We start from the raw sequence: 25,171 nt of genomic DNA, 5'->3' as shown, positions 1-25,171 counted from the left end.
TCCTTCACGAGGGCAAGTCCGCTTCGAAGTCGCGCACGGCCGCCGCCGCCTCGTCGGCGCACTCGAGAAACGGGTTGTGCCCGGCCCGAAGCTTCACGACGCGCGCGTGCGGTATGGAGCGAATCGCATCGAGGCTTCCCCAGAGCGGATTGAACACGTCGCCCATGGCCCATGCGACGAGCACGGGGACCTGCACGCGAGGGGCGAGCGGACGCAGATCGCTCGTCGTGTCGCCGAACCCACGCCAAGCGGCGGCGAGGATCGGCGCAATCTCTCGTGCGCTGGCCACGATGCGCGCGCGTTGTGCATGCGCGGGTGGCTGCGGCAGCACCATGCGGTAATACGCAGCAAAGGCGCGCGGATACCACCACGCTCCGCGTGCGCCCGCCTCGAAGAAGCGCGCAAACGAGCGGGTGACCAGGCGCGACATCGCATTTCGTTGGAAGAGGCCCCCGAGGTTGGCGACGACCAGCGCCCGCGCCGCCTCGGGTCGGGTGGCAACCAATTCGAATGCCGCGGCGCCACCAATCGAGTTGCCCACGAGAATGGGGCGTTCGATTCCAAGCTTGGCGAGGAACGCCGCGAGGATCTCCGCATACCGCGCGCTCGACGGGGGCGCGTCATCCGGGCCGGAGCCTCCTTGCCCCGGCCAATCGAATGCCACCACCCGATGATCCCCGCCGAGGCGATCGCGCAGCAGTTCGAAATCGCGCGCCCCATGGCCGATGGCGTGCGTGCACACCAGCGTCGTCCTCGCCGACTTCGGCCCCGCGTCGTCGTACGCGATATCGACCCCGGCCACGTGCACCCCTCCGCCCGTCGCGCCGACCTCCATCCGCATAGTGATATTTCTATCACTAGCAGCAGGCGCCGTCAAACTGGCTCGAAATACCGGCCTTGCTCGAGGTCCGAGATGAGTCCTGGCTGCCGTGGGACCCATGCCAGCTGCTTCTGCGTTCGCGTGCTCGACGTTGGGTTGTCGTACCCGAAGAAGTGCGCAAGCCAGCCGAAGTGCGCGGCGGCCTCGTCGCGCGATTTCGACACGACGGGGACGTTCAAGCGCCGCCCGATGACCTCCGCGATGTCACGTGTCGGCATGCCCTCTTCGGCAACCCCGTGAAAGGTCGCCCCCGCGGGCCCTTTCTCCAGCGCCAGCCGGTAAAGGCGAGCGACGTCGAGCCGGTGCACCGCAGGCCACCGGTTGCGTCCATCGCCGATGTACGCCGAAATCCCCTTTTCGCGGGCGATGCGGATGAGCGCGGGAACGAAACCGTAATCGCCATCTCCGTGGACGGAGGGTGGGAGGCGCACCAACGACACGCGCATGCCGCGCGATGCCAGCGCGAACGCTGCTTGGTCCGAGCCCCGGCGATGCGCGCCCATGGGCCGCTCGGGATCGAGCACATCGTCCTCCGTACCGAGGTAGCCGGGCGCGAGGAGCACCGTGACGGAGGTGACGACGAAAGGTCGGCCCGAACCCTCGAGGGCCTTGCCCATGGTTTCGATCGCGGACCGGTCCGTCTCGCCCGAAGCCGCAATGTTGCGGAAGTCGTGAATGAACCCGGTGTGGATCACGCCTTCCGATGCCGCCACCCCGCGTTTTAGGCTGTCATGATCCTCGAGACTCCCTCGATGCACCTCGGCGCCAATCGCCGCAAGGCGCTCGGCGGCTGCCTCCGAGCGAGCCAGGCCGAGCACCTGATGGCCGGCGCCAATGAGTTCCTGAACGATGGCCGAGCCAATGAATCCCGTAGCCCCCGTAACGAAGACACGCATGGTTCAATCCCCTTGTGAAAAGCTGGTCCGCCGCAACGCTGCGGCATCCATGGGGAGAGATTGGCGTTTCCCTGAGCCTTCTGCACGTGCATATTGGGAAGACTAAGCATGAGCAAAAGTAGGTCTCGCGGATTCGACAGGCACGCACTCGATGGTCTCGGCATCCTGCGCACGGTGGTGGAGTCGGGGAGCTTCGTGCGGGCAGGCGAGGCGCTCGGCCTCACGCAATCCGCGGTCAGCCGCGCGGTGGCACGCGTCGAGGATCGGGTCGGCGTGCGCATGTTCCGTCGCACGCCCCGATCCATCTCGCTGACCGACGAGGGGCTTCGCTTCTACGAGTCGGTCGCACCGCACCTGGCCGCCATCGAGGATGCCGCAATCGAAGCCGGCGGCTCCTCGACCAAGGTCCGCGGCCGCCTGCGGGTGCTCATCGACGAGGGCATCGGGCAATTCGTGCTGACGCCCCGCCTGGAGCCGTTCCTCGAGCAGCATCCCGATCTTTCCGTGGAGCTGGCCGTGCGCGATCGCATGGTCGATCTGGTCCGCGAAGGCTTCGATGTCGCTGTCCGCTTTGGCCATCCGGAGCCCTCGTCCTTGAAATCCCGTTTGCTCATGCGCACGCACGTGGTCACCTGCGCCTCACCGGCCTACCTCGAGCGCCACGGCACGCCCCGCCGCCCGCGCGATCTCGAGAAGCATCGGTGCGTTCTGATGCGAAATCCCAGCACGGGAAGCCACTACGAATGGGAATTCATTCGCGGCAAGAAAGTCGTTCCGGTGAATGCCACCGGACAGCTCATGGTGAACGGAAGTGGTTCACTCATCGCGGCGTGCCTTGCAGGACAAGGCATTACGCAGCTGATCGAGCTCTACGTGCGCGAATTCCTCGCCGACGGGCGCCTCGTTCAGGTGCTCCCCGACTGGGCGGAGGAAACGTATCCTCTCTATGCGTACCACCATTCCGCCCAATGGATGTCGGCGAAGGTCCGCGCCTTTTTGGACTTCGTCGTGGCACTGGCACGCGAATAGCGATTGACACTTTGGCGGGCATTCTGCAAGGAGGCCCGGCGTTGCAGAGGCACCCTTTTTGAGGAGGCGTCATGGAAGAGCAATCCGCAACGATGCCGGTGCCGGCCGGGGAGGGGGCGAATGCGTTTTGGGCGCGCCTCCTTCACCGATGGTTCATCGAATACAATCCATTCTATCTGTGCAGCGCAACGCTCGTTCTCGTTGGGACGATGATCTGGTCGCGCGGTCTCGCGCAAGAGGGCAGCGTCTATGGCTCGCTCGGCGTTGCCGCGGTGGCGGAGCTTTATGCCATGGCGCTGCTCGGTGGCGCCGCGCTCCTGACGCGCCTTGGCCAGCGAAGGCCGGCCGTCCTGCTGGCGCTGCTCACCGTGGTCTATCAAGGTGACCTGACGCTCCACACCGAGACGTGCGCGTACCTCGGCATGGCCGGCGCCGTGGCCTCGGTCATTTGGTTCGCGGCATTCGTTGCCAAGCTGCGCGTGCTCGCATGGATATTCCAGATACGCGCATCGACGCGTTCATTGGCAACGGCCATCGTGGGGGCGCTCGGGCTCGTACTGATTCCGCGTGTTCTCCCGGGGTTCGGACCGAGCCAGCGCAGTGTGCTCATCGGCATGTGGCTCTTTTCGTTGATCATGCTGCACGAGCGCCATGGGATTACGAGCCTCGTGCCACTCGACGCGTGGGCGGCGGTCGTCCTGCGGCGGGTGATGCGCGCCACGTGGCTCATTTGGCTCGGGCTCGCGGGTTTGCACATTTACATGTGGTCGACCGCCCAGGCGCTCGATATTGCGCCATTCGTTCCCGCCATGGCGCTGGTCGCGGTGCGGTGGATCCGGCGCGAGTCCTCCATCTGGCTTCTCGTTGGCGTGGTGTTCACCTTCGTGGCGTGGTGGGCGCACTCGTCGCGGTCTACTTCGGCGTTTGGACGCTTCGTTGGTCCGGCGGCCCTTGGCCGGCGCACATTCTCGCGCTCGACCTGGTGCTGATCCTCACCATGATCCTGCTCGCATGGCGCGCGCGCATGCGAATATCCGTGCTACCAGCCCTTGCGTGCATCGTGCATGGCGTGCTCGCCGCGGGCCTCGTTCCAATACCGCACTCGCTCGTCGCGTGGGGTTCGACGGTCATCGCGCTGGGCTTCGCGCTGCTCTTCGCCTCATTGGCCACGAGCTATGGCCTGGCCCGGCATTCGCGTGCACCCTAGGGAACCTTTTCAATGACGCGGCCGCGCTCGAGTTGCTGCAACCCGAGCGCGAGCTGCTGCTGCGCCTCGGCGGGTGTGAGCCTGGCCCCGACGATATCGAAGTATCGCTCGCCGATGGCCTCCATCGTGCTCCCGTCGCACAATTCGGAAATGATCCACGAGTTGAGCGTCAGCAGTTGAACCCTCGGCATTTCGGGCGCAAACGCGAACAAGAGACCTTCGTTCTCCAGGGGCCGCTCCTTCAAATGGGGATTCTTTCGATAGCCAACGGCTCTCGACACCCGCACGATGGGCGGCGCCTCGCCCGTAAGCCGCACCGGCGGCGATTCGGTGACGCCGATGGGTTCGATGCACTCCAAGAGCCAATGCACGAAGCGCTGCCCTGCGGACGTCAAATGGGCCGCCCACGTCGTGGAAAGCTGCTTCCCGAGATACCGACATCGCTCGGCCCCGCGCGCGTAGGGGCCCGATCCCGTTCGTACGACCGACATGGCGTGGGCACTCACGGGGTGGGCATCGAGTGAACCATAACGGCCCGTGAGCCGCGCGCCGTAGCATCGCACCGCGGACTCGTAGAGGACGAAGTGAACATAAACGTGAAACGCGGAAAGCGCCCGAGCCAAGGTGAAGCCTTCTTCGTCGGCGCGCCACGGGAACCCGACGGGGACGTTGTCCCGAATCAAGCTGGCAAAGCGCGTAATGTCTGCGAATTTTTCGTGCAATCCCTCGTGGAGCAGATGCGCCGCGGTATCCCACGGATTGTCGATTTCCTCGGACGAAAGGATGACCGTACCGGGAACACCGTCCCCCGCGGAGCCCGTGAGAAGCCGGCCGCCACCCGCGCGCATGACGGCCAACGCCATGGCGGATACGTGGCGGAACACGCTGTCCGCCGTCTCTGGAAGGAGTTCCCCAAATAGCGAACAGGCACGGTCGACCGCTCCAGCGGTGCGTTCGTCGGGCGCGACGAATTCGACCTGCACGTCGCGTCCCGTCATGAAGTGCTCACGGAAATTTCGTTCGAGCTCCGAGGTCACCGGGTTGGCCGCTGGGAGATCCCATAGGTACGTCTTTCCCTTTGCGACCGGCCACGGACGATTCATTTGATCCTGCACCAAACCGAGCCGCCCGCCCCGCGCAAACGAGGCTGTCGCAACCCCCAGCCACCTCTCCAGCTCGTGGGGCGATGTGGCCGGCTCGCCATTCGCAAGGCTCTCGAATGCGCGCTCGATGGAAAATTGGATCAGCGGATCGGCGAAGAGCGCGTTCGTGGTGGACTCCTCCCAGGTCTCCAGGATTGGCAGGGCCCGCGCCACGCCGGGAAGTGCGGGAGCGAAAAGATCGAGCCCGAACTTGTAGCGCTCCGTCACCAATGTCGAAATGGCCGATGAGTCCCCGAATTCCGGATGTTGGGCCAGCGCGCGGTCCGCCGCGCGGATCATGGATTCCGTGACATGGGTCGACATGATGGTCACCATTCCAAGGGTGGGACTCAATCACGGAGGGCCGCCCGATGCTTCCGAACAGCCCTCCGTTCCTTCAAGCTTCTAGATCACTCTGCAACGATGAATGGCGGGTACCAACGGCGCTCCTGTCCGGAGTCCGCCGTCACCCTCGGCTCCGCGATGCCTTTGCTCGCGACAATCTTCTTCAGCGTTTCGATGGTGTTCTTCTTGTCGAGCGACTTGCTGTTCATACGTCTGACTCCTTGTTTGAATGTTGAAATGAACGATACGGAGAGAGAGCTTCTCGAACGATCCCGCTGCGTAAGAGGTCGTCGATTCCTGCGCGAAGCTCCCCCCTCGACGGTGCGGGCCCTTCGCCAGGCGCGCACGCGGATGCATACTCCAAAAAGATTTCGTCCTCCGGCGTGTTCTCGCAGAGTTCGAAAATCAGCCACGCCTTGGCATTCAGCCAATGGATCTTGGGCCGATCCGGCGTGAATACCAAAAGATAACCCGAGTCCATCAATGGTTTGACCCGCAGTCCAGGCGTCTTCTCGATGCGTCGATCCGTGCTCATGTTCGTTCCCCCGACGGCGGGCGAAGACTCCCCTCGATGCGTTCGACGCTGGACGTGAGCCACTCCACCAGCCGGAGACCGTCGCGTGTGAGATGCGATGACCACGGACCCGAGAGCCGCTCGTAGAGAAACCGCGTTCGGTCGATGGCGCGACCGAATCGTGCCGATTCATCGTTGCGTACGACGGACATGGCCTGGGCGCGCGTGTCATGAGCACGAGGCTCGCCGTAGATATGGAAATATCTGGCGCCGCGGCGTTCGACCGCTGCTTTGAAGAGCAGCATGTGGACGTATACGTGAAACGAAAAGACCACCCGCGATAGGGTGAAAGGGACCTGACGCCAGGGGATCTCGACCCGTTCGTCCGGGTCGCGCAAGAGTGCGTGCGAACGCGCCACGTCGAACAACTTCAGATGCAAACCTTCGTGCAGGAGATGGCCAGCTGCATCCCACGGGTTTTCGAGCTGACGCGGCGAGACGACCATCGTCGATGGGGCTACGTCCCCACCCGATGCCGAGAGTAGATTCCCCTCTTCTGCCTTCGTCTCGATGACGCTGATGGCCGCAATGTGGCGGAGTGTGCTGGCCCCCAATTGCGGAAGGACGGCTCCGAGCAACGAACATGCAGTATCGAGTCGTTGGATGATCCACGGCGAAGTGGCCAGGCAGGTCGACGTCGTAGGCAGTGCAGCCTCGAGGTTTCTGCGAAGTGGTTGCAGCAGCGGATCCGATGTCTGGTCGAATGGAGCCACCCAGGACCATTTGCCTGGACCCACGCGGACGGATCCCGATGGGGCGAAGGCCGATTCCGAATACGTCCGATCCGGATCGCGCTCGATGGCATTCCATGCCGCAGGGAGCCACGCTTCCAGCAGATCGGGGGAGCGGAGCGACTTCCGTTCGAGCATCGCGAGGGCGTTCTCGATGGCCAGCCGCAGGCCGGGATCGTACAGGAAATGCCGCGCCCATTCGTCCGGGGCATCGTTCACGCGCTCGACGCTGTCACGGAGCGACGGGAGATACTCTGCGAGGACTTCCAGCCCAAAGCGATATCGGGCGAGCACCCGCGTTTCGATTTGAATGGAGTCGCCGAACTCGGCATGGGTCGAAAGCGCCCGCTCGGCCTGCGCGAGATCGTCCAATGACGCACGTGACTCCGACGGGAGGGATGGCGTAAGCATGGGGTCTACATGCATTTACGCGGCTCGGGCGCGGTCCTTTAGGCGAGTACAAAAGAAATGCGCCGGCGACCAAAAGACCTGGCGCCGGCGCAGATCGATGCGCATGCATCGATCAAATGCCATCGACCTTCGTCGTGAGCTAGCAACCCTTGGTCCAGCCGCACTCGAGTCGGGGGCGTGCCTGGACGTCGATCGGAGGGGCCGGCGGCTGCACCCGCGGATTGGCCCCAGAATTGGCGAGGGTGATGGCGATGGCATCCTCGAGGCGAGCCACCCCCGATTGCAAGTAGTGATTCAGCAGAATGGAGAATACCAAAGGATCTCCAGCCGCACTGGTGACGTAGCCCGACAAAGAAGAGACGGAATCCAAATTGCCGGTTTTGGCATGAACATTCCCGGCGGCCGCCGTATTTTTCATGCGGGACCGCAGCGTACCTCCGACCAGCCTTTGCGGCACCCCAGCGATGGGCAGCGCATCGTAGAAGGTCGCAAACCATGGCTTGTTGCGAACGGCCAGCAACAAGGCCGTGAGGTGCGCGGCGGAGATCAAATTGTGACGGGAAAGACCCGATCCGTCGCTGATCTGCAAGGTATTCGCATCGACCCCGTTCGCGGAAAGGAACTCCGAGATAACCTGGATTCCGGCGTCCCAACTCCCTTCACCATGAAGGGTTTTGCCCATTGTCTTGGTCAAAATTTCCGCGTGCCCATTGTTGCTGAGTTTGAGAAAAAGCGGGAGCAACTCGGAAAGAGGAGGGGAGCTCCGTTTCAGCAACTGCGTTGCCGACGACGGGGTAGGCCCGAAGTGCGTCGCGGGCGCCAGTACGCGAACCCCGTGTGCCTCCAACGCCGCACGAAAAATGGCGGCTGCATAACCGGTGGGCTGCGACACGCTGTTGTAGCTGCGGTCCGTATCCGCGCCGAGCGGCATCGACCCGGTAACGAGAAACGTATTCGTCCCGTGCTGGCGCTCGACCGAGAGCGTGCTGGACGATCCGGCCTCCGCCGTGATCGCGCGATTGTCGATCGTGATGTAATCCGTATTGGGCAGGAGCGCGACCCGCGGCGGTTGCCCCACCGCAGAGCCCGGGTTCACGTCCACGACGATGTTGCCGGCATCGAAGTCCTCGTCCGGCGAGACGGTGAGGGCCGAAACCTGCGCAGCGTAATAGAAGGGCTCGTCCTCCCATTCCCATCCGCTCCCGAGGCGCACGTCATCGAACCACGTATCGTCGGCCCAAAGCTCGCCTTGGACGAAGGTCAGTCCCGAATCGGCCAGCTTGGCCGCCAGCGCATCGTAATCCTGCGCGAGCATGCTCGGGTCGCCCGTCCCCTTCAAATAGAGATTGCCCTGAAGAATGGGCCCCCGTCGCTGCCCATCGGTCCAGACGCTGGTCTCGAAGCGATGGCCCGTGCCCAGCACCTCCAGGGCCGCCGCGGCGGTCAGCAACTTGGCATTCGACGCCGGAACGAGTCGATCATTTCCACGGTGCGAATAAAGTACTTCGCCCGTTCGCGCATCCCGGACGACCACACCCGCCAGTGCTCCTTCGAGAAGAGGGCTCGCCAGAATGCCATCGAGCTGTTCGGCGAGCCCAGTGGGCGCCAGCGCCACACGGCCATCGTTCCGAACGAGCCCATCGCCCTCGTCCGATGCGCATCCACTGGCCAATGGAAGCAAACCAAGCAGCAAACCGGCGCTCCACATGGCGAGGCGATGCCGAACGAACGAAATGGCTTTCATGCGTACCTCCTTGAAGGAAAGCAACGTACATAACTTTGCCGCGTCGCGCGCAGCCCTATGGGCACATGTCGTAGAGTGATGTCATTTGGGGGGACTCGCCCCTAACGGGGGAAGCTTGCCACGCGCGCGGCAATACCGCAGCCGCCACAAAAACTCGATGAAACGGTGCGCATTTCCAGCTGGAGATGAGTTTGACCTGGTGACTGGAAGTGCGCGCGACGGCTCAATGCCTCTTGCTCACAATGATGATATTTATCATTGTCACTAAATGCGAACCTTCTCGGCGAAGTGGGAGACGCGCTCGTGTCTCTCCTTGGCAGTCGTATTGGGTGTTTGGGCGAGTGCGTGCAGCAGCTCTGGAAGCAGCGATGAAGGCGACGGCAGCCAAGGGAATGGCGCGCCCAACCCCGAGCTCTCGGTCGCGCCGCCCGGCACGATGGTGCTTCCCATCGAGGTGCTGGGCAGCGGCTCGCCCTCGGCCCCGGCCATTGCGGAAACCAACTTGGGTATCGAGTCCGCCAATGTGGCGAAAGCCGCCAAGCTTTATTTCGTGTGCAGTCGGTGTGGCTCTTACGCGGCGCCGGAATTCGAGGCCACCACCGCCGCGCCCACCAAGGTCAAAGCGAGCTTTCGCGTGATCGGCGGTGGCGATGCCGCCAACGATGCTTCGGTTCCCTGGGTCGACATCACGGATGCGAATGTCCAACTCGCCGACCCCGAGAGGGTCAGCGGCGGGGTGAACGGCGGCTTTTACACCACGCACATCACCGTCGACTTGGACGCGCCGACGCGGGCACGGTTGGTCGGGCTTCCATCGTTCAATCGGATTCAGTTCCGATTCAATGGAACCGATGGCGAGTCCAACGGCTTCCGCATTCTCGACGTGCGCATGCGCGATGCCACGGCGGCCGACATCGGCAAGACGACCATCCAGAAAACCGATCCAAAGGTGGAAAAAGACGCCGGCAAGGGTGCGTCCGCCGATGCCGAGGCGGGGAAGAATCTATGGTACGGCGCCGACATTCTTTCGAAGTCGGCCATCGTGAATCGGAAGATCCACGCGAGTTGTTCATCGTGTCATGCCGAGAATGCGCGCGACTTGCAGTATTTCAATTATTCGAACAACTCCATCGTGCAACGCAGCCGCTTTCACGGGCTCACGGAGCAGCAGGGCAAACAAATCGCCGCGTTCATTCGTTATTCGCAGCGCGATGTTCCTCACGTGCCGCAAGCGTCGCCCTGGGCGCCGCCGTACCAGCCGGCGGCGGGGCTGGATGGCAAGCCGGTGGTCGAGTGGGCCGCGGGCGGCGGTCTCGATGCCGTGCTCTCCAGTGCCTCGGCAACCGTGAATGCCATTTTTGGAAAACCGCTGGACGGCTCGCCCAGCGCGATCTCGCAGGCCGATGTCGACCGAGTCATGAATCCTTCCGCGACCATGAATGCGCGGGAGATGCCCGTGCCGCTCCAGTATCCCGACTGGAATGCGTGGCTTCCCACCACGCACCCGGTCGACGTGTGGCCGAACGAGAATCGCGCCGAAGGGTCCTTCGAGACGGGCGGCCAATTCGCAGATGGTTCGCGCCCGTCGCCGCTCGCAAGCTACCGAAAGCTCGATACATGGCTCGCCTCGCACGTGAACCCGAATGGCAAGTACGGCGACTGGAGCCACCTGACCGCCGACGAGCGCGCGACGCTCCAGGGGCTATTGAAGAACTTCGGCTGGGACATGTACCGCTTCATGGGCGGCGGGCGCGGCAATCATGTCTACGCAGGCTCGGGCCTGTATGGCTTGCAATATGGTGCCAAGAACCTGAAGGCGCTGGCCTCGTCCAGCACCACGGCCAGCTTTCCGGCGGCCTTCACCGATGCCGCGTTCATCGAGCGCGCGATGTCGAGCGGCATGCATTGGGTGACCACGAAGATATGGGAGCTCCAGCACAGATACGGCTTGGAAGGCAATCAGCAGTGGTTCATGGGCGAAAAAGACGCTTCGGGCAAGTGGAAGGGGCGCGGTGAGTCGCGCGGATCCCCCTTCAACACCGCGGGCGCGTTTTTCCTCGCACCGCACATGCTCTATCAGGAGGAGCAGACGGCCAACGGCAAACGCGAATGGTACTTTGCTTGGGAGGCCGACACCAAGGTTGCCTCGTACTATCGTACGAACCAGTGGTATGCGATGCAGGTCAGCCTGAATCCGGGCGGGCAGGGCGATTGGGTGAATTTTCCCATCGACTGGCCGTACCTCACCCGGTTCGATCAAGTGTTGGCCGACGCCATCGGTTCATCGACACCGGCGCACACGGAGATGCGCAATGCGCAGTATTTCCGGCTGTTGCACGATCGAATCAAGTCCGCGCAGTACGTGAACAACGCGATTCCCTTGAATCAACCGGATCCCAAGGATCCGGAGAACCTGCTGAACAACCGGGGGCGCTACGGGCGCGGTCAGGTGATCAAGCACCTGGTGCCGACGAACTTCCTCGATTGGGGCCCCAATGCCAATCAGCAGCATCCGAATCGTGCGCTGGACAAGTTGGCGCCCGGCTTGTTTCTCAAAGTGGTCAACGGCGCGATTTCGCAATACAATGCCTTGTTCGCGGGCACCAATCCCGCCGATTGGCGCCGCTGCGATCCGAGCAACACGTCACTGGGCGACAATGCGGGCGGTGAACCGCTTGCGGGATTCCGATTCTGCTTGGACAAGGCGCGCTCGGCCGTGTTGAAAGACGACAAGGGCCGCTACTATATCAAGAACGACGTAACCCAGACGACGACGGATCAGTACAATCAATACGGAATCATCGCCGCGACGCAGCTTGGTGCCGATTCGCAGAGGGTCAAGGCATGGTCCGATTGGGTCGATCTCGCGTGGCCAAAGTGATCACCTGATCGCGCGTCCGCGTGATGCCCACGGTCTGATCGTAGCCGATGGCCGTCTGCTGCAGACGCGCCGTCATGGGAAAACCGAACATGTCCACCTGCGTCGTGTTGCCGCCGCGTTCGATGATGACCAACCGCGTTTTCCTGCATGCAGAACGACCGTGTGGTGGGGCATTGTTCGACGCGTATTCATTTGTTTCCGTAGCGCAGCTGCGCGTAATCTCATTTCGTGATCGCATTCGCCGTCATCTTTCTCGGCACCGCGATGCTTGCGGCGCCATTGTGCATTCCCGCGGAGGCCGTGGCCGCGCGAACGCTTGCGGGGTACGCCGCCGCCGCGTGCCTTCTTCGCGTCATCGACCTCGCGTGTGCGCCCGAGACCTTTCGACCGGTTCAACGCATCGCCATTCTCATCCTTCCGATCGTCGACCCACGGCGTGTGTCTCGGATGCGCGAGCGCGGATTTCCGTGGGGGCGTGCGGTCGCGGGCATCGCCCTCGGGGCCGCGAGCATGGCGCTCTTCGTCACGGCCCATCTCTTTTTCGCGGCCGAGCCTCCATTCGGCTCCACGCGTCAGTTCGCACGCAGCATGATGGCGGCGCTGGCCGTATTGGCCGCAGGCGAAAGCATGGACCGGCTCGTTCGCGTCGCCGGCGCAGCCGCGGGGTTCGAAATCCCGCCTTTGTACCGAGCCCCGGCCCTATCGCGCACACTCGTGGAATTCTGGGGCCAGCGATGGAACCTCCCGGTGACCACCTGGCTCCGCGAACACATTCACGCGCCGCTCGCACGCGTGGGCTTGCGCCGCACGGGGACGCTCCTCGCATTCGCGGTGAGCGGTCTCGTTCACGTCTACCCCACGGCCATCGGTGCAGGCCTCGCACCGGCGATGGCGATGGGCGCCTTCTTCCTCGTGCACGGAGCCGCGGTCGCCCTCGAGCCACGCCTCGGAGCACGAAGCTGGCCCCGCGCCCTTGGCCATGCCTACGTCGTCGCCATCTTTGCGCTGACCATGCCGCTCTTCAGCGAAGCGCTACTTCGATCCATCGGATTCTGACGAATGCGTCAAAAGCCCTGGCAATCGCAATGCGGACTCGTAGCCGGATCTCCAATCGTCGCAGCCTTGAAGTCGTAGCTGTAGTCTGCGCACGAGATGCCATAGGTGCCTGCGTCATCGCTGCTTGGGAATAGGCGCGGGCGGCAATATCGTCCGCATTGATCCTCGGCACAGCAGACGCAATGGGTCGTAATGGCAAATGAGTCGATCGGGCCCGACGCTCCTGGCTTGACGAAGCAGTCCGCGGGAAAGCCGTTGTTGTGAACGTATCCACCGTCGTTGCCTCGCATGGTGTGCGGAAGGCAATTGGTGGCGAGGGCCTGCCAATACTGCTCTGCGCCCGCATCGGTGCGCTCTCGGAAGTAGTACATGGTTCCTTCGCAGGTTTGGTCCTTCGCGCGCTGAATTTGCGCCAAGGTTGCTCCAGGCGGAACGCCGTCCGGTCGCAGTGTTCCGTCTTCGACCGATTTGGGGTCGATGCACCACGAGCGGCGAAAATCCTCATCCCACATATTGCCCGAACCGCCCTTGTCGTCGGAGCTGCAGGCCACGGCCGCCACCACCCCCGCAGCCGTTGCCAAAATACTCGCGACGAACCCTAGCTGCTTCCATTGCAACATGGCCGCACGTTAGCCGCATCGCCTCCAACTTTGCACGTCGTCTCACGGCGTGGCGCATCTTGCTGTACGCATGGAATGCCGCGAGGGCACCACGGACGCCAGTCGTGGTACCCTCGCGGGTCAATCGAATGGACGCGAATCAGCGACCGAGCGGGAGTGCGCTCTTCAGCGCGCCCTGCACGACCGTGATGAGATCCGTAATGGCTTTGGCCTGATCCAACGTTGCGCCGAGCGCGGTCAGCTCCGGAATCTTCAGGTCCAACCCATGGGCGAAGCTCGTGAACGCATCGATCACTTGCTGCAGAACCACATCGAGTTTGCCGGAAGTCAGGGCGCCCAGATCGAGCTTGGCCACCGCATCGAGGGCCGCCTTCAGCGCACCATCGAGCCGCCCGTTCAAGAGGCTCGACGTGTCCAGAAGCCCGTCGAGTGTCGCCTGAACGTTCCCCGTGAGCTGCGCCAGGAGCGAGCCCACACCACCGGAAAGGCTGCCGGTGATCGCACTCGCGAAGTCGGTGCGCGCTTTGGCGATGTCGCCCGCATTGGTCGCTGCCGAAATCGATGCCGTGAGCTTCGTCGTGGCCTCGATTGCGGCATCCAGCGCGTTGCTTCCCTTCAGGATGTCGGCGATCGCATTGGTGATCTGGGTCGCCTCCACCGTCGCGGCAGACTTGAGTGCCGAGAAGGCAATGCCCTTCGTCAGCGGTATCCCGGCGAGCGATGCCTCGAGCGAAGAGTTGAACGTGAGGTTCGCGGCGGCATGGGCCAGCGCAGCCACCTCGGCGGAAATCGAACCCGAGGCCGCAGCTTTCAGGGCTGCGTCGAGATCGGCGGAGAACTGCGCCGTGGCATTGGCCACCGCGTTCGCGGAAACTTTGGCGTCCAGCACCCCATTGAGTGCCAGCGCGGCTTTTGCTTCGAGGTCGGCAAAGGCGCTCGCATCGAGCTTCCCGCCCGCGTTGGTGATGGCGAGGGCCTGCGTGTGCGCGGCGACGACGGTGGCCTTGGCCACGGCGTGCACGATGGCTTGAACGTCGGCACCTGCGGAGATGGCCGCAGAGATCGAGCCGGCCAGATTGGCGTCGACGAGCGCGCGAAGCGTGGCCGCAATATTGGCATTGAGCGAGCCATTGGCCGAGATCGCGCCGGTGATTGAGCTTGCAATGTCGATGAGTGCCTGCGCTTCAATCGACGACTCCGTCGAAATCGGCGTGGCAAGGGTCACTTGACCTGCAATTTTCGAGGCAGCTTCCAAAATCGAAGAGCCGACGACGTGACCAGAGGCGTCGAGGGCCTGCACGATGAGCAGCTTCGCATCGATGGGAATCTTCGCCGAGAAGAAGCCGGTCGCGTCGAGCGTCGTTTCGACAATCGCGGTCAGTTGACCGGTGGCCCCCAGCGCGGAGATGGTGACCGTCTTCGCCAGATCGACGGCCGCCGATCCCGCGAATCCTAGCTCGGCCTTGCCCGAGCCTTGAGCCGTAACGTGTCCATTCACGATCGAAAGCGCGGAGGAGCCGTCCTTCGATGTGTCATTTCCACTTGTTTTGCCGTCGTCGGCTCCCGAGGCACAACCGGCGGCGACCGACAGCCCAAGGATGATTGCCAATATGCTCCGCGTCGGAGAAGTCTTCTTCATGAGTTTAACTCCCTTGAGTAGGCGGCACATATCGTCGACAAGCAGTCGAATACTGCTCTTGTAAATATCGGTTACCATTGCCGCATCGACCGCGATGTTGGCAGCGCGCCGAACAACGAGGACCCGATGTGTGATGATTCCGCACGCAGTGGCATTGCGTCAGCCATACGACATTAGACACCGCTTCGCGCGTAATTTTCTCGGTCGTTGCTGCAGAGGCTTAGGGCTCACCAATCCATGAGGTGAATCCGTGCAAGCCCGCGATGTGGTAGCTCCAGAAGGCCTCGATGGCGTGCCGCATGGCCGCCGGATCCGCGTGTTGCTCGAGAATGGTGGCGAGAAGCCGGCGCGTGTTCTCGAAAATGCGCGACAGCACGAAGCGCGCGCCCGCGCTGATCTTCACGCCCGGATGCAGGCCGCGGATTTCCGTGAGCGTATGGGCCGTCAGCTGTTCGACGAAGCGCTCGCCGAATCCGGCATAAGGGGTTCCCGCGGCGCGGTCGAGCAGGATGACCACCGCAAGGCGATTCTCCAACCAGAACGTCAACATATCGCCGCCCAAGTCGTCGGTGGGAACACCACTCTGCGTGTTGCGGGCGAGTGCGCGCACGCGGCGCTCCATGAGCTGCTCGAACCGTCGCGCCAAGTCGGGCGAGATCACCGCATCGAAAAGCTCCTCTTTGGAGGCGTAGTAGCGATAGAGGCTCGCCGTACCCAGGCCCGCGCGCTCGGCGATGGCGCCCATGGTGGCGCGCTCGTAGCCGTGTGCGGCCATGATCTCGAGGGCGGCCTCGAGGATGCGTGCGCGGACCTCGATTTTCAGGACTTGCGGCATCAGGTCGCAAGGAGTTTCGCACACGAGAAGGGCGCATGGCGAGCGGCCCACGGGCGCGCTTGCTCGAGCTCGTAGGCGAGGGCGAGCAAGGTCGAATCCTGACCACGCGCGGCGGCGAAGTGTGCGCCGACGGGAATGCCGCCATCGGTGAAATGCAAAGGCACCGACATCGCCGGGCAACCGACGACGTTGTGAATGGGCGTGTAGCCCATGGCCTCGCGCATGCGTCGCATGAGTTCCTCGCCGGGCACGAACGACGAGAAATGACCGAGACGCCACGGAAGCACGGCCAGCGTGGGCGTGAGCACGACGTCGTAGCGCGCGGTGGCTTCGAGGTACGTGCGCTCGGCCGTCGCGAAGATCGTGCGCGCCTCCGCCAATGCCGCGGGGCCGCGCCGAAGGAAGTTCTCGGCAGTCCACCAGGCGAAGGGCTCCAGCTCGTCGGGCCGCACCGGCTCACCGCGCAGCGACGCCACCATTTGGACGATGCCCGCGACCATGGCGCCGCCCACGAGAAAAAACGCGTCACCCATCGCGGCACCGTCGATGGCCGGGGGCGTGGCTTCCTCGACGTGATGTCCGAGCTCGCCAAGCAGTGCCACCGCGCGATCGTGCGCACGCCGCACCTCCGGATCGGGCTCGCCACCCGAAAGGGTACGCGTCCATGCCCCGATGCGAAGGCGCCCGCGCGAAGGCTCACGCACGAAGCCCACGGCATTTTCTTCGATGAGCGAGAGAAAAAGCGCACTGTCGCGCACCGAGCGACTCACGCAGTGATCCACGACGAAGTCCGTAAATTCGGACGAGGCGTAGCCCGAGGAGACCGGCCGCCCGCGGGTTGGCATGAAGCCAAAGAGTCCGCACATGGAGGCGGGGCCGCGGATCGAACCGCCGCCATCGCTGGCGTGTGCCATCGGAACGAGACCGGCCGCCACCGCGGCGACGGCGCCGCCCGACGATCCTCCGGCCGAGAGCGAGAGATCCCAGGGATTGTGCGTCACGCCCTCGAGACGGGTCTCGGTGCTTCCGAGCAGCCCGAACTCCGACGTGGCGCTCTTGCCAATGGTGACCAGGCCCGCCGCATCGAGACGCTCCGAAAATGGCGTGGAGGACGGCGCGGTGTTGTGCGCCATGAGCCGCGAACCCAGCGACCAGCGCAAACCGGGGTAGGGCACCACGTCTTTGACCAGGAAGGGCACGCCTCGAAAGGGCCCCGCGCCGGGCGTCTGCGCGCGGGCGCGTCCCATGTCCAGCGTGGGAATCGCGTTCAGGAGCGGCTCGAGCGCCGCGATGCGCGCCTCGCACGCGTCGAGCAGCTCGGTAGCCGTTAGTTCACCACGTGCCACCAGCTCCGCCTGGGCCGTAGCGTCGAGCTGCGCGAGAAGCGCCCCGTCGTGTCCAGTGCTCATACGCGAATCATTTATTCGCGTTTCAGAAATCGTCAAGTCGCCGCCGTTCGGATTTATTCTGAGGGCGGGAGTTAACCATGGACATTCCGCTGATCGAGCAAGTCAAGATCCAAGCCCGGGTGTTGGTTCCACTCGTCGAGACTCTGCAAGCCGAGCTGGGGGAGGAGCGCGCGAATGCCCTCGTTCGCAAGGCTCTCGGTGCCCACTATCGCAAGCTTGGCGAGCGATGGTGGCGGGCGCAGGCGGGGACCAACCTCGGTGAGAACATGGCTGCGAGCTTCGAGGGATTTGCCGCCGGAGACGCCCTGGATTACGAGGTGCTGCAGCAAGGTCCGGATGCATTCGACGTGAATGTCACCGGATGCCGCTACGCCCAATTTTACGAGAAAATCGGCGTTCCGGAGCTGGGCTTTCTCTTGGTGTGCAGTGCCGACTTTCCCATGGCCGAAGGCTTCGGCGGTGGCGTGCAATTGTCGCGCACGCGAACCATCATGCAGGGCGCCAGCCACTGCGACTTTCGCTACTCGCGAAAGAAGGAGTGACGCTCACACGCCCGCACGGAGGTTGATCAGCATGGCATACCAACCGAGAACGGCGCCCGCTCCGGCGCCCATGATGGGAACGGGGAAATTCCCGACGAACGTCATGGCGATTTCCCCGGCGAAATAAAGCCCGAAGGCCATGCCGAGCCATCGGTATTCGGTATTGGCGTGCTTGAGCGCCTGCACCATCGGCAGAAAGAGCACCCCAAGCGCCAGGACCGCCGCGCCGGCGAGCAGCGGCCCATCGGATACGGCGAGCACGAGGATCCGTTCCACGTGATCGACCGGCGAGAGCGGGTCGGCCCGCATCCAAGTGCCCGCCACCAGCGCCAGCACGGCGAGCACCGACAAAGGAGAACGCCTCAGCGTGATCGCCACGATGGCTGCGCCCAGCGCGGTCGCTTGCCCTGCGTCGGGTTGCACGGCATGCAGGCCCAAAAGCGCCAACAGCATCGCCGAAGCCCAAGCCCGCGACCGCGCAAGTGCAGCGCCGAGGACCCACGGTGAGAAGGCCATCGACGCGTTCAGCCACACGGGGCCGAGGCGGATCCAGCGATGCACCCCTTCGAGGCCGCTCGAAGCGAGCGTCAACCCCACGAGGGCGCACGCTGCAACGGCGGCCCACCCGAGGATCCGTTGCTGCCGTTGCGCCGTCTGCCCCGCGAAGGCAACGCTCGCGATGGCACCAAGCACCATCGCGAGAACATTGGGCGCAAACGCCATGGGCGAAGCTCCGTGCCGCATGGCCACGACCACACCGAGTGCCACCGCTGGAGCGGGGAGCAAAAGATACGCAGGCTTGACCGATACGGACAACGTGGGCTCCTCGCATGGCAAGTATCGGCCGCCCTGCTTGCGATGGTCAAAAAACGAGCCAGTCGTCCTTCACATCGGCGGGGGCTTGCTTGCGCGCCAGCCGGGTTGCTCGTCGAGGGAGGCGACCCAGCGGCGGATGTTGGCGAAATCGGCCACCGGGAACTTTGCGTGTTCGGCGAAGGTGAGGGTCGAGGCTAGGCAGAAATCCGCGAGGGTCAACTGATCGCCGCAGACGAAACGCTTGCCTTTGAGTGCATTGTCCAGCACCGCCCCGAATCGTTTGAAGTTCGCCTCGTCTTCGGCACAGCGCGCCTCGTCCGCGGGGCCAATGTTGAGGATCTGCTTGACGATCCGCTGAAAAATGAGCCCGCGCCCGGCGGCGCCGAAGTGCGCAAGCTCCCAGGCCTGCCACTTCATGATGTCGTAGCGCAGGTTCGACTTCGGCCAGAGATCATTGTCTTTCTTGCTGGCGATGTAGCACTGGATGGCGTTGCTCTCCCAAAGCGTGAGATCCCCGTCGACGAGGGTGGGGATCTTTCCGTTCGGGTTGATCGCCAAATAGGCCGGCTCCCGGTTCTCACCCTTGCGGATGTCGATCAATTTGACATTGAGGTCGATGCCCAGCTGCTTGGCCACGGCGTCGACCTTGCGACAGTTTGGAGACAGAGGGTTCGTGTAGAAGTCCATGCCTGGAAGCTACGGTTCGACCCTTCATTCATCAAACGGATTTGTCTTATAATCGTTATTCACATGGCCAATGTTAGCCTCGCCGGCGTCGACCTGAACCTGCTCGTGGCCCTGGACGCACTTTTGTCCGAGCGAAGCGTCACGCGTGCCGCGCAGCGGATGGGGCTCAGCCAACCGGCGATGAGCAACGCGCTCGCTCGGCTGCGCGATCTCCTCGAGGATCCGGTTCTCGTGCGGACCGGCCACGGAATGGAACCCACCGCGCGAGCCCTGGATTTGGCCGCGCCCGTGCACCGTCTTCTGATGGATGCCCGCCAGGTGCTCGCACAGACGCAGTCGTTCGACCCGGCGACGAGCAGCCATCGATTTCGCATCGAGAGCACCGCCGACTTCGAGCTTTCGCTTTTGCCGGACCTCGCGCCCCGCGTGGCGAACATCGCGCCAAACGTCGAACTGCTGGTGACGCGTGCAACGAGCGACACGGAGGAAGAGCTTCGCACCGGACGGGTCGACCTGTTCGTGGGCATTTGGTCGAAAATTCCCACCCACCTCCACTCGTATCTTTTGCGCCACGATGGCTTTGCCTGCATTGCGCGGCGCGGCCACCCAAAGACGCGCCGGCGACTGACCCTGCGCGCATTCGGTGAATTGGCTCACGTGGTGGTCTCACCCGATGCGTGGCCGGGCGGCATCGCCGATACGGCCCTCACCGATCGCGGCCTCGGGCAGCGCGTGCTGGTTCGAACACCGGACTTCCTCGTCGCGGCGAAAATCGTTGCCCGCTCGGACGCCATCGCGACGCTGCCGCATGGCATTGCCCATGCCCTCGCGGAGCTTCTGCCGCTCGACGTGTTCCGCGCACCGCTCGATGTCGCCGACGTGGCCATTTCGATGGTCTGGCATCCGCGCACGCACCAGCAGGACGGACATCGCTGGCTGCGTAGCCTCATCATGGACGCATGCGCTGCCAGCGAATGGTGAATGCTCCCGCGCATCCGCCCCCCCAATCCGCTCAGCGGCGCAGTGCGCGTTTGTCGAAGTGACCGAAGCTCCAGTGAGCGCCGCTGTCGGGGGCGCCGAGGTGGACGCTCACGTCGACGCCGTCGGACAACTGGGCGAAGTCGGCACGGCGGACGACGAAGACGATGCGGTGCGTATCGCCGTTTGGCTGGTACCCCAGATCGAAGGCGCGCTCTCCGATCTGCAGAATGGGAAGCGCATCACCGATCAAGAATTTCTCATCGCTCCGCAGCTCGATTTCGACAGCGGCTTCATGGCTATCGTCCACGTTCGTCGCGACCACGTCCCGAACACGGGTAATGGCATTGCCTCGTGTAAAATGAGCGGGGGCGACCGCGTTTGCCGCGTCCTCGGACACGTCGCGCGCCGAACGGCTTCGCGATGCCCAAGCATCGTTTTCGATGCGCGCGATGGCCGGAAGCGAGGAGCGCGCCACCCCGATGGTGGACAATCGCACGTTCGCCAGGTAGATGGCGCCCTTCGAGGTCGCGTTGAAGACGAACCGCGCGCCTCGCACCTTGGTGAGGTCGACGCCACCGAAGTCACCCAGCGGAATGCGCACGGATTGCAGGATCGAGTGGTAGTTCGGTCGATTCCGATAAATCCCGCCCACCGGCCCGGTGAGATCGACGTAGTTCGCGAGGGACACGGCGTTGGAGACCGTTCCGTCGGCGAGCACGAGGCGAATGCCAAAGTCGGTCTGGCCGGCTGGATTGAGCGTGCTTCGCTGACGTGCGACCCGAAAATCGAGCGTCTTGTACGCGCTCAAGTCGTCTCCTTGGCCGTCCTCCGCCCAATTCGTCTGAAAATAGGCATTGTCGGAAGCCTCCGTCCAGGAAATGAGCCCCGCCCGAAGCGACTCGTCGTGATCCGGAACGACGTCGTGACGAAGGGTGATCCCCACGGCATCGTTGGAAAAGCCTGCGGAGCTGGTTCCCTCGGCTTGGTCGAAGTCCTCCCGTACGCGGGTGACCGAGGCGTGTGGCGAATCCGTGTAACCCCGGTCTACGCGCGTGACGTTGGATACGACGTCCGGAAGCGCGTAAAGCGGATTGAAGACCCGATCGTAAATCGGAAGGGTCTGCGCGCCGACGTGCGCGCGGAAGAAGGCCATGATGCTGGCCAGTCCCGTCGTGCGTTGCGCGGCCGAGCCATTTGCCTGCGGGAATAGGGCCCTATGGCCCACGCAGCCGGTCGAGTCGCTCGTTTGCCATTCCGTATTGTAGAAATTGTGATTGGCTCCCCACACCGTGAAAACGGCCTTCATCGTGGCGGACGATTCCGACTGCGCTTGCAGCATGCGGTCGAACGGCTTGATCCCACTGAGACCGTATACATCGCCGTCGCACATGGGGAGCAGCACGGCCCACGCGGTCCCATCGGCATCGAGCGTGCGACTGTGCGTCTGGCCATCGACGGGAGCGATCTCGAAGATGCCTCGAATGCCGACCGGGTGCCCAATCCTCGCAGGCCACTTGCTGCCGGGATCGCGATAAAGATTGTACGCGGCGCGCACGCCTTCACCGCCGCGCGAATGCCCGACGAGGCCGACCTGCGACAAATCGAGTTTGTTCTTCAGCTCCACACCGAGCGACGCCGGCGTCCCGCCGTTCGCATTCCACTCACCGAGACGCTGCAAATGCTTCAAGACGAGCCGGCCGCGCGCGAGATTGAGTCCTTCATCGCCGAAAACGCCCTGACCTGCCGTGATACCGCGGTTGGCATTGATGGAGACGACGACGTATCCCAACGAGGCGAGCCGCTCGGCAAGGTATCCGTAGCCAAGATGATTCGGTGTTACGACGTAGCCGCTCGGGCACGTGCCGGAATCGGTGTAGTCGCTGACGTCGTCGATGCGCGGATTCTGCCCCGTTCCGCACGTGTAATGGTTGCCGTGGAGAAACACGATGAGCGGGTGCGGTGTATTCCCAAGATCCGTGGGGCGATAAACGCGTGCCCATAGCTCCGTTTTCACGTCCCGAAGCACGTCGGGATCCTCGGTCGCGGCAAATCGGTATTCCGCGCTCGTCACGGCGTTCGGCCCCGGTTGGGTGGGATCGGGGATGGTGCCCGTGGCCGCAAGGCTCCTCTCGGAGAGCCCCAGTGGGAATTTTTCCTCGGACGGCGGCGGGCGCGTGTCGTTTCGACCTCCGTCGGGGCTCACGTCGGAGCTGCAACCCAGTGCGCCCACGAACGAAGCCGCCGCAAGACAAGCCGTCGACCGCGCACCCGCGCGCAACATCGTTTTTCGAAAAGCGAGTTTCGACCATTTCATAACTTTGCTTTGCCCTCCGTTCCGTAGACGCGAGTCGGAGTGGGGAGGCGCACGGGAAACGAAAGAAAACGAAAATAAAAGAAACTTCGCCGCCGAGCACGAGCGTCCCGCGCCGTTTTCTTCCAAGCCTTCGCCGGGGTGCTAGCGTGGATGACATGCACGCGGATCCCGACGGCACGGCGGCCAATCTCGATGAGGCAGCTTCCATTTTTGCAGGGGTCCGCCGTCGCTTGTTCGGGCTGGCCTACCGCATGCTGGGCAGCAAGGCAGAAGCCGAGGACGTCGTGCAGGAAGTCTGGCTGCGGTGGCAAACGTACGACGAGCGCAGCCAGGTGTTGGACCCCGCCGCATTTCTCGTGACCACGGCGGTGCGACTGGCCATCAATGCCGTGCAGTCGGCGCGCGCGCGTCGCGAGACCTATATTGGCCCGTGGCTTCCCGAGCCCGTGGATACGCACGCGGATCCCGAGCTCGGGGCGGTGCGCGGAGAAGCTTTGGAGATTGCGGTGTTGTTTCTCCTGGAGAAGCTTTCCGCCACGGAGCGCGCCGCGTACGTGCTGCGCGAGGCGTTCGATTACGCGTATTCGCAGATTGCCGCTATTCTCGAGATCAACGAAGCCAACGCGCGCCAGCTGGTGACCCGCGCCCGAACGCACCTGGCTTCCGAGCGGCGTACGCCCGTGAGCCCGGCCGAGCAACGACGGCTCCTGGGCACGTTCCTGAAGGCGGCGCAGGCGGGCGATCGAACGGCTTTGGAATCGCTCTTCGTCGCCGATATCGCGAACTACTCGGATGGCGGCGGCATCCGCGGTGTCGCTCGCGTTCCCGTGGTGGGGAGGGCAACCGTCGCGAAGTTCGTCGCGTCCTTCCCGGAGAAATTCTGGGGCGGTGTCGAGTTCACCTGGGTGGAGGCCAACGCTCGCGCATCGATTCTGATTTCACGCGACGGCAAGGCCTTTGGCCTGGTGACCCTCGATGCGTCGGAGCAGGGGATTGAACGTCTGCTGTGGGTGATGAACCCGGCGAAGCTCGACGATGTCGCATCGTGCTTGGGGTCGGCTCAACGCTGACCTCGGCTTGAAAATTTCTTCGAACGACCTGTCACGAAACGGTGGGCTGCCCGGTCCTTGCTGCAACCGGGTGGCGGCCAACGCCACGCGAACCACGGAAGGTCGTTTCCATGAAAATCGTAGTCATTGGCGGTACGGGGCTCATCGGGTCGAAGCTGGTAAGCAAGCTCACCGCGGCCGGTCACCAGGCTCTTGCAGCGTCACCGAATACGGGGGTCAACACGCTCACCGGCGATGGGCTGCGCGAAGCTCTCACGGATGCGTCGGTTCTCGTCGACGTTTCCAATTCGCCGTCCTTCGAGGATGCGGCCGTTCTGGAGTTCTTCACGAAGTCGACCAAGAACCTGCTGACCGCAGCTGCGGCGCTGGGCGTGAAGCACTACGTGGCCTTGTCGGTCGTTGGCTGTGAGCGCATGCCGGACAGCGGCTATCTCCGCGCGAAGGTCGCCCAGGAACTGCTCATCAAGGCCGGCTCGATCCCGTACACGATCGTCCGCGCCACCCAATTCTTCGAATTCGTGAAGGGCATCGCCGACTCCGCGACCGAAAACGGTACGGTTCGTCTGCCGACGGCCCTCATTCAGCCCCTCGCGGCAGACAATGTCGCTTACGCGCTCGCCGAAGCCTCGCTCACCAAGCCCGTGAACGGAATCATCGAGATTGCAGGTCCCGAGACCTTCCAACTCGACGAACTCGTTCGACAGGGCTTGAGCGCGCGCAAGGATCCCCGCTTGGTGCTCGGGGACCCGAACGCGCAGTACTTCGGTACCCTCCTCCACGAGCGCTCCCTCCTGCCCGGAGGCACGGCCCACATTGGAGCGACCCGCTTCGCGGACTGGCTCGAAAAATCGGCTGTTTAGCACCATTTCACTGAGGAGAATGACCTTGATCAAGAGAGCTCTCTGGGCGATGACGATCGCCCTCGCATTCGTGCCCGATCCCTCCGCCCAGGCGGCCGATGGTTTGGGCAACAAAGTGACACTGGTCTACGACCATGCCATTTCCAATATTCCTGGCAAAAGCGTGAAGAGTTTCCTCGTCGAATACGCGCCGGGCGGATTCGACGCCGGGCACACGCATGCCAAATCCGCGTTCATCTACGCAACCGTGTTGCAGGGAGCGATTCGCAGCTCGGTGAATGGAGGCCCCGTCATCACGTACCGGACCGGCGAGAGCTTCACGGAATTGCCGGGCGACCACCACGGTGTCAGCGAAAACGCCAGCAAGACCGAGCCTGCGAAATTGCTGGCCGTATTCGTCGTCGACACCAATGAGAAGAATTTGACGACGATCGACAAGAAGTAGCGTTGGCGGCACCGCATTGACCGGTCGTGCCAACGGCCTTTTCGCCATTTGTAACGA

24 protein-coding genes are annotated in these 25,171 nt (G+C 63.5%); 10 read left to right on the top strand and 14 right to left on the bottom strand.

All coding sequences use genetic code 11. The features are described 5' to 3' along the window. Window positions 1-4: 4 nt before the first annotated feature. Window positions 5-841: an alpha/beta hydrolase gene (locus LZC95_27935; GenBank protein WXA90280.1), complete on the bottom strand. Its 837-nt coding sequence runs from the start codon at window positions 839-841 to the stop codon at window positions 5-7. A 32-nt stretch (window positions 842-873) separates the two neighbouring features. Continuing rightward, window positions 874-1,776: an SDR family oxidoreductase gene (locus tag LZC95_27930; GenBank protein WXA90279.1), complete on the bottom strand. Its 903-nt coding sequence runs from the start codon at window positions 1,774-1,776 to the stop codon at window positions 874-876. Window positions 1,777-1,884: 108 nt separating this feature from the next. On the opposite strand from LZC95_27930, the gene LZC95_27925 reads away from it, so the two are divergent. The 3 genes from LZC95_27925 (at window position 1,885) to LZC95_27915 (ending at window position 4,012) form a co-directional block, all read left to right on the top strand. Beyond that, window positions 1,885-2,805, top strand: a complete 921-nt coding sequence (locus LZC95_27925) for a LysR family transcriptional regulator (protein WXA90278.1) — start codon at window positions 1,885-1,887, stop codon at window positions 2,803-2,805. Between the two features lie 71 nt (window positions 2,806-2,876). After that, window positions 2,877-3,794: a hypothetical protein gene (locus LZC95_27920; protein WXA90277.1), complete on the top strand. Its 918-nt coding sequence runs from the start codon at window positions 2,877-2,879 to the stop codon at window positions 3,792-3,794. A gap of 8 nt (window positions 3,795-3,802) precedes the next feature. Beyond that, window positions 3,803-4,012 (top strand): hypothetical protein, encoded by a 210-nt coding sequence (locus tag LZC95_27915; GenBank protein ID WXA90276.1) that lies wholly within the window; start codon window positions 3,803-3,805, stop codon window positions 4,010-4,012. Here the strand turns inward: LZC95_27915 and LZC95_27910 are convergent. From LZC95_27910 to dacB, 4 genes are all read right to left on the bottom strand, one after another. Continuing rightward, on the bottom strand, window positions 4,009-5,478 hold the full coding sequence (locus LZC95_27910) for an HEXXH motif-containing putative peptide modification protein (protein WXA90275.1): 1,470 nt from the start codon (window positions 5,476-5,478) through the stop codon (window positions 4,009-4,011). The two genes, LZC95_27915 and LZC95_27910, sit on opposite strands and share 4 nt — an antisense overlap. 86 nt (window positions 5,479-5,564) lie before the next feature. Next, window positions 5,565-5,708, bottom strand: a complete 144-nt coding sequence (locus LZC95_27905) for a hypothetical protein (GenBank protein ID WXA90274.1) — start codon at window positions 5,706-5,708, stop codon at window positions 5,565-5,567. Window positions 5,709-6,030: 322 nt separating this feature from the next. Continuing rightward, the gene (locus LZC95_27900) at window positions 6,031-7,215 is read right to left on the bottom strand and encodes an HEXXH motif-containing putative peptide modification protein (GenBank protein ID WXA90273.1); all 1,185 of its coding nucleotides are present in this window, start codon (window positions 7,213-7,215) and stop codon (window positions 6,031-6,033) included. Window positions 7,216-7,354: 139 nt separating this feature from the next. Beyond that, window positions 7,355-8,959 carry a D-alanyl-D-alanine carboxypeptidase/D-alanyl-D-alanine-endopeptidase gene (gene dacB / locus LZC95_27895; protein WXA90272.1) on the bottom strand — a complete coding sequence of 535 codons (1,605 nt, stop codon included), beginning with the start codon at window positions 8,957-8,959 and terminating at the stop codon, window positions 7,355-7,357. A 268-nt stretch (window positions 8,960-9,227) separates the two neighbouring features. Here dacB and LZC95_27890 point away from each other — a divergent pair, with 268 nt between their 5' ends. Then, window positions 9,228-11,840 (top strand): hypothetical protein, encoded by a 2,613-nt coding sequence (locus LZC95_27890; GenBank protein WXA90271.1) that lies wholly within the window; start codon window positions 9,228-9,230, stop codon window positions 11,838-11,840. On the opposite strand, the gene LZC95_27885 is transcribed toward LZC95_27890, so the two are convergent. Next, window positions 11,797-11,973, bottom strand: coding sequence for a hypothetical protein (locus LZC95_27885; GenBank protein WXA90270.1), 177 nt, complete (start codon window positions 11,971-11,973; stop codon window positions 11,797-11,799). The genes LZC95_27890 and LZC95_27885 overlap by 44 nt on opposite strands. 95 nt (window positions 11,974-12,068) lie before the next feature. Between LZC95_27885 and LZC95_27880 the strand changes: the two genes are divergently transcribed. Beyond that, complete coding sequence (locus LZC95_27880; GenBank protein ID WXA90269.1) at window positions 12,069-12,896, top strand: membrane bound O-acyl transferase family-domain-containing protein; 828 nt, start codon at window positions 12,069-12,071, stop codon at window positions 12,894-12,896. A gap of 8 nt (window positions 12,897-12,904) precedes the next feature. Here the strand turns inward: LZC95_27880 and LZC95_27875 are convergent, their stop codons facing one another. The 4 genes from LZC95_27875 to LZC95_27860 all read right to left on the bottom strand — a co-directional run bounded on the left by LZC95_27875 (window position 12,905) and on the right by LZC95_27860 (window position 17,399). Next, on the bottom strand, window positions 12,905-13,516 hold the full coding sequence (locus LZC95_27875) for a hypothetical protein (GenBank protein ID WXA90268.1): 612 nt from the start codon (window positions 13,514-13,516) through the stop codon (window positions 12,905-12,907). Window positions 13,517-13,655: 139 nt separating this feature from the next. Further along, window positions 13,656-15,155 carry a hypothetical protein gene (locus LZC95_27870; protein ID WXA90267.1) on the bottom strand — a complete coding sequence of 500 codons (1,500 nt, stop codon included), beginning with the start codon at window positions 15,153-15,155 and terminating at the stop codon, window positions 13,656-13,658. A gap of 220 nt (window positions 15,156-15,375) precedes the next feature. Next, window positions 15,376-15,990: a TetR/AcrR family transcriptional regulator gene (locus tag LZC95_27865; protein WXA90266.1), complete on the bottom strand. Its 615-nt coding sequence runs from the start codon at window positions 15,988-15,990 to the stop codon at window positions 15,376-15,378. Continuing rightward, window positions 15,990-17,399: an amidase gene (locus tag LZC95_27860; GenBank protein ID WXA90265.1), complete on the bottom strand. Its 1,410-nt coding sequence runs from the start codon at window positions 17,397-17,399 to the stop codon at window positions 15,990-15,992. The genes LZC95_27865 and LZC95_27860 overlap by 1 nt, the downstream gene beginning before the upstream one ends. A gap of 77 nt (window positions 17,400-17,476) precedes the next feature. On the opposite strand from LZC95_27860, the gene LZC95_27855 reads away from it, so the two are divergent. Further along, a complete protein-coding gene (locus tag LZC95_27855; GenBank protein WXA90264.1) occupies window positions 17,477-17,941 on the top strand; it encodes an L-2-amino-thiazoline-4-carboxylic acid hydrolase in 465 nt (154 codons plus the stop codon). 3 nt (window positions 17,942-17,944) lie between these two features. Here LZC95_27855 and LZC95_27850 read toward each other — a convergent pair whose 3' ends face one another. Further along, a complete protein-coding gene (locus LZC95_27850) occupies window positions 17,945-18,757 on the bottom strand; it encodes a hypothetical protein (protein WXA90263.1) in 813 nt (270 codons plus the stop codon). Between the two features lie 69 nt (window positions 18,758-18,826). Next, complete coding sequence (locus tag LZC95_27845) at window positions 18,827-19,444, bottom strand: glutathione S-transferase family protein (protein ID WXA90262.1); 618 nt, start codon at window positions 19,442-19,444, stop codon at window positions 18,827-18,829. 63 nt (window positions 19,445-19,507) lie between these two features. Between LZC95_27845 and LZC95_27840 the strand changes: the two genes are divergently transcribed. Beyond that, on the top strand, window positions 19,508-20,425 hold the full coding sequence (locus LZC95_27840; protein ID WXA90261.1) for a LysR family transcriptional regulator: 918 nt from the start codon (window positions 19,508-19,510) through the stop codon (window positions 20,423-20,425). A gap of 31 nt (window positions 20,426-20,456) precedes the next feature. Here the strand turns inward: LZC95_27840 and LZC95_27835 are convergent, their stop codons facing one another. Continuing rightward, complete coding sequence (locus tag LZC95_27835; GenBank protein WXA90260.1) at window positions 20,457-22,739, bottom strand: hypothetical protein; 2,283 nt, start codon at window positions 22,737-22,739, stop codon at window positions 20,457-20,459. 155 nt (window positions 22,740-22,894) lie between these two features. Here LZC95_27835 and LZC95_27830 point away from each other — a divergent pair, with 155 nt between their 5' ends. From LZC95_27830 to LZC95_27820, 3 genes are all read left to right on the top strand, one after another. Then, window positions 22,895-23,809, top strand: a complete 915-nt coding sequence (locus tag LZC95_27830) for a sigma-70 family RNA polymerase sigma factor (GenBank protein WXB00232.1) — start codon at window positions 22,895-22,897, stop codon at window positions 23,807-23,809. A gap of 110 nt (window positions 23,810-23,919) precedes the next feature. After that, window positions 23,920-24,669, top strand: a complete 750-nt coding sequence (locus tag LZC95_27825) for an SDR family oxidoreductase (GenBank protein ID WXA90259.1) — start codon at window positions 23,920-23,922, stop codon at window positions 24,667-24,669. A gap of 25 nt (window positions 24,670-24,694) precedes the next feature. Beyond that, entirely contained in the window at window positions 24,695-25,114 is a 420-nt protein-coding gene (locus LZC95_27820) for a cupin domain-containing protein (GenBank protein WXA90258.1), read from the top strand. Window positions 25,115-25,171 lie beyond the last annotated feature (57 nt).

This window comes from Sorangiineae bacterium MSr12523, assembly GCA_037157775.1.
Taxonomy (GTDB): domain Bacteria; phylum Myxococcota_A; class Polyangia; order Polyangiales; family Polyangiaceae; genus Pendulispora; species Pendulispora brunnea.
The sequence above is the reverse complement of the archived record's forward strand: the minus strand, read 5'-3'. Positions and strand labels throughout refer to the sequence as shown.

Coding starts and splice junctions, on each gene's coding strand:
- LZC95_27935 (WXA90280.1), bottom strand. CDS start 841: ATGCGGATGGAGGTCGGCGCGACGGGCGGAGGGGTGCACGTGGCCGGG.
- LZC95_27930 (WXA90279.1), bottom strand. CDS start 1,776: ATGCGTGTCTTCGTTACGGGGGCTACGGGATTCATTGGCTCGGCCATC.
- LZC95_27925 (WXA90278.1), top strand. CDS start 1,885: ATGAGCAAAAGTAGGTCTCGCGGATTCGACAGGCACGCACTCGATGGT.
- LZC95_27920 (WXA90277.1), top strand. CDS start 2,877: ATGGAAGAGCAATCCGCAACGATGCCGGTGCCGGCCGGGGAGGGGGCG.
- LZC95_27915 (WXA90276.1), top strand. CDS start 3,803: ATGATCCTGCTCGCATGGCGCGCGCGCATGCGAATATCCGTGCTACCA.
- LZC95_27910 (WXA90275.1), bottom strand. CDS start 5,478: ATGTCGACCCATGTCACGGAATCCATGATCCGCGCGGCGGACCGCGCG.
- LZC95_27905 (WXA90274.1), bottom strand. CDS start 5,708: ATGAACAGCAAGTCGCTCGACAAGAAGAACACCATCGAAACGCTGAAG.
- LZC95_27900 (WXA90273.1), bottom strand. CDS start 7,215: ATGCTTACGCCATCCCTCCCGTCGGAGTCACGTGCGTCATTGGACGAT.
- dacB (WXA90272.1), bottom strand. CDS start 8,959: ATGAAAGCCATTTCGTTCGTTCGGCATCGCCTCGCCATGTGGAGCGCC.
- LZC95_27890 (WXA90271.1), top strand. CDS start 9,228: ATGCGAACCTTCTCGGCGAAGTGGGAGACGCGCTCGTGTCTCTCCTTG.
- LZC95_27875 (WXA90268.1), bottom strand. CDS start 13,516: ATGTTGCAATGGAAGCAGCTAGGGTTCGTCGCGAGTATTTTGGCAACG.
- LZC95_27870 (WXA90267.1), bottom strand. CDS start 15,155: ATGAAGAAGACTTCTCCGACGCGGAGCATATTGGCAATCATCCTTGGG.
- LZC95_27865 (WXA90266.1), bottom strand. CDS start 15,990: ATGCCGCAAGTCCTGAAAATCGAGGTCCGCGCACGCATCCTCGAGGCC.
- LZC95_27860 (WXA90265.1), bottom strand. CDS start 17,399: ATGAGCACTGGACACGACGGGGCGCTTCTCGCGCAGCTCGACGCTACG.
- LZC95_27855 (WXA90264.1), top strand. CDS start 17,477: ATGGACATTCCGCTGATCGAGCAAGTCAAGATCCAAGCCCGGGTGTTG.
- LZC95_27845 (WXA90262.1), bottom strand. CDS start 19,444: ATGGACTTCTACACGAACCCTCTGTCTCCAAACTGTCGCAAGGTCGAC.
- LZC95_27840 (WXA90261.1), top strand. CDS start 19,508: ATGGCCAATGTTAGCCTCGCCGGCGTCGACCTGAACCTGCTCGTGGCC.
- LZC95_27835 (WXA90260.1), bottom strand. CDS start 22,739: ATGAAATGGTCGAAACTCGCTTTTCGAAAAACGATGTTGCGCGCGGGT.
- LZC95_27830 (WXB00232.1), top strand. CDS start 22,895: ATGCACGCGGATCCCGACGGCACGGCGGCCAATCTCGATGAGGCAGCT.
- LZC95_27825 (WXA90259.1), top strand. CDS start 23,920: ATGAAAATCGTAGTCATTGGCGGTACGGGGCTCATCGGGTCGAAGCTG.